Genomic DNA, 3,073 nt, shown 5'->3' on the forward strand with positions numbered 1-3,073 from the left:
AACCGTCCATTAGATGAATATGACGAAAAAACGTAAAATTCGTTTAACTGTAAAACCTCCATTAGATGAATATGACGAAAAAACGTAAAATTCGTTTAACTGTAAAACCTGGAATTACAGGATATTCTCAAGCATATTTTAGAAATAATATTTCTCAAGAAGAAAAAACTTCAAAAAGATGCGGATTATGCTTGCAATGTAACATTTATAGGGGACTTAAAAATTTTTTTGAAAACAATAGAGACTGTATTGCTTAGAAAGAATATATATACAAATCCGGATAATAAATAGAGAAGATGGAGAGAAAAGTATGAAAAAAAGATTATTGATTTTAGGGGCTGGACGTGGACAAGTTGGACTTTATAAAGCTGCAAAGGAAATGGGAATTAATACAATAGCAGGAACTATGCTTGGTGGAAACTTACCATGTTTAAAATTGGCAGATGAAGTATGTGACATGGATATTTCGAAACCAGATGAAGTTGTAGAAAAAGCAAAAAAACTTCAATTAGATGGAGTTGCAACTTGTTGTTTAGATACAGGAATTGCATCATTAGGGAAGGTTTGTGATTCTTTACAACTGGTAGGTCTTAAAGAAATTTCAGCTGCAATGTGTAATGATAAATCTAAGATGAAAAAAGCATTCATGGAAAACAAGGTAAGTACGGCAAAGTATTTTGAAATATCAAACGAAGAGGAGCTAGAAAAGGCTTTAGAAACAATAAAATTGCCAGTCATTATTAAAGCAATAGATCTACAGGGAAGTAATGGAATTTATATTTCCAAAACTAAAGAAGCGGCTATTAAAGGTTTCCATGCAGCTATGAAATTAACGAAACAATCTTATTGCATTGTAGAAGAGTTTATTGAAGGATGGGAATTTGGGGCTCAAGCATTTGTGTATCGAGGAGAGGTACTTTTTGTAATGCCACATGGCGATGAAACATATATGAGTCATACAGCAGTGCCAGTGGGGCATTATGTTCCTTTAGATTGTAATAAAGATGTCTATGATCAGACTGAAAAAGCAGTAAAAAGTGCTATAAAAGCACTAGGACTTGATAATTGTGCTGTTAATGTTGATTTAATTTTAAAAGATGGAAAAGTATATGTAATTGAATTGACTGGTCGTGTGGGAGCCAATTGTTTGCCAGAGTTAGTGGAAATAAATTTTGGCATAGAATATTACAAAATGATTGTAGCTATGGCAGTAGGAGAAAATCCAGTAAAATATTGGGAAAATAGAAGAGCAAATACAAAAGCTGGATTGGCTCAAATGATATTAGAAAAAGAAAAGAGTGGGATTATAGAAAATATTTCTTATGAAGAGCAAATAAAAGATAATGTTTTAGAAGTTACATTTTTCAAACAGTGTGGAGATCAAATTAGAGTATTTGAAAATTCTAATGACTGCATAGGGCAAATAATTGTACAAGGTGAAACATTAGACGAATGTAAAGAAGAATTAAAAAAGGGTAGTTGAAAAAATTAATATACAATTAAAGTAATTTTGAGGTTAATATGAAAATTTGGGTGATAGGGCGTAGCTATCCACAAGCTATAAATAATTTACAAGGTTCTTTTGAAATTGAACAAGCAAAAATGCTTGCCAAATATGGAAATGAAGTATCGTATATTTCTTGCATATTTCATCCATTTAAAAAAATAAAAAAGTGGGGTTATTGTAAATGGGAAGAAGATAATATTCAAGTATTTACATATTCTCAATTTTGGGCACATGAACGAATGAAATTACACCTAAAAAAAATTAAATTAAAGATATGGGATAAATTCCTAGAACAAATAGAGAAAGATATAGGATTGCCAGATATTATCCATGTACATTATCCAGCGAATATTACTGTTGCAGAAGGGATATTAAAATATAAATTTAAAAGCGTTAAAATAGTTTGTACAGAGCATTGGTCTCAAGTGCTTAATAATACAATTGATTGTTATGAAAAAAAGCAATTAAAATTGTATGTAGATAATGCAGATAAGTTTCTGTGTGTGGGATCCTCTTTGCGCAATGCGATTGTAAACTTAACAAAAACAAAAAGAGAAGTATATATTGTCCCTAATGTTGTAAATGAAGTGTTCAAGCCTATAGAGAAGATTGGAGATGCTTTTCGCTTTATTGTAGTAGGTGCGTTGGTTCCTATAAAACAGTTTGATAAAGTAATTCAGTCCTTTACAGTAGCATTTAAAAGTAAAGAAGAGGTAAAGCTGATCATTGTGGGAGATGGTGTTGAAAAGAAAAATTTAGAAAAGCTTGTAGAGAATCTAAATATGCAGAAGCAAATCTTTTTTACGGGTAGGCTTAGTCATCAAGATACGGCTAATGAAATCGGACAAAGCGATGTGTTGATTTGCTATAGTAAAAGCGAAACATTTGGCGTTCCGATTATTGAAGCGTGGGCGTGTGGCTTACCTGTAATTGCTACAACGGAAGTAGCAGTTGTTGAACAGTGGGATGAAAGATTGGGAATCCAAGTTTCAGCAGAGAATATGAAGGAGCTGGCAGATAAAATGCAATATATTTATAAGCATAAAGAAGAATATAATATCAACTATATTCAAAATTTTGCTCAGCAAAATTATTCAGAAAAGAATATTTATGAAAAATTAATTCATTATTATTTGAAATAGTAGTAAGGAGGATTTATTTAATGCAACCGTTAGTTAGCATTATAATACCAGTGTATAATGCAGAAAGATTTTTAAGAGAAACGCTAGATTCGCTCGTAGAACAGACTTATAAGCACTTTGAGGTTATATGTGTTGATGATGGTTCCACAGATAAATCATTAGAGATTTTAAGAGAATACAATCAAAAGGATTCGCGCTTTAGATTCATTGAACAAAATAATCAATATGCTGGAGTAGCACGCAATAATGGTTTAAAGGTTGCTTGTGGAAAATATATTATGTTTTTAGACTCAGATGATTTATTTGAGAAAAAAATGCTATTTACATTAGTTAAAATAGCTGAGAGAAAGAAAATAGACATACTTTTTTTTTGGATTTTATCATTTTAAAACTAACAAATCAAAAAGAAGTAGTATGGGGATTC

General features: G+C 31.1%; 3 protein-coding genes. All 3 read left to right on the forward strand.

What is annotated here, in order from left to right:
- Window positions 1-310: 310 nt before the first annotated feature.
- Genes DWX73_RS13000 through DWX73_RS13010 form a run of 3 tightly spaced genes read left to right on the forward strand, consistent with a single transcriptional unit; the run spans window position 311 to window position 3,038 of the window.
- A complete protein-coding gene (locus DWX73_RS13000; RefSeq protein WP_199413566.1) occupies window positions 311-1,483 on the forward strand; it encodes an ATP-grasp domain-containing protein in 1,173 nt (390 codons plus the stop codon).
- 38 nt (window positions 1,484-1,521) lie between these two features.
- The gene (locus tag DWX73_RS13005; RefSeq protein WP_118349098.1) at window positions 1,522-2,649 is read left to right on the forward strand and encodes a glycosyltransferase; all 1,128 of its coding nucleotides are present in this window, start codon (window positions 1,522-1,524) and stop codon (window positions 2,647-2,649) included.
- Window positions 2,650-2,669: 20 nt separating this feature from the next.
- Entirely contained in the window at window positions 2,670-3,038 is a 369-nt protein-coding gene (locus tag DWX73_RS13010) for a glycosyltransferase family 2 protein (protein ID WP_118349099.1), read from the forward strand.
- Window positions 3,039-3,073: the final 35 nt, after the last annotated feature.

It is taken from the genome of Coprococcus sp. AF21-14LB, assembly GCF_003458885.1.
Classification (GTDB): domain Bacteria; phylum Bacillota; class Clostridia; order Lachnospirales; family Lachnospiraceae; genus UBA9414.

Bases quoted from the DNA above. Each gene is read 5' to 3' on its own strand.
- DWX73_RS13000 (WP_199413566.1), top strand. From the start codon at position 311: ATGAAAAAAAGATTATTGATTTTAGGGGCTGGACGTGGACAAGTTGGA.
- DWX73_RS13005 (WP_118349098.1), top strand. From the start codon at position 1,522: ATGAAAATTTGGGTGATAGGGCGTAGCTATCCACAAGCTATAAATAAT.
- DWX73_RS13010 (WP_118349099.1), top strand. From the start codon at position 2,670: ATGCAACCGTTAGTTAGCATTATAATACCAGTGTATAATGCAGAAAGA.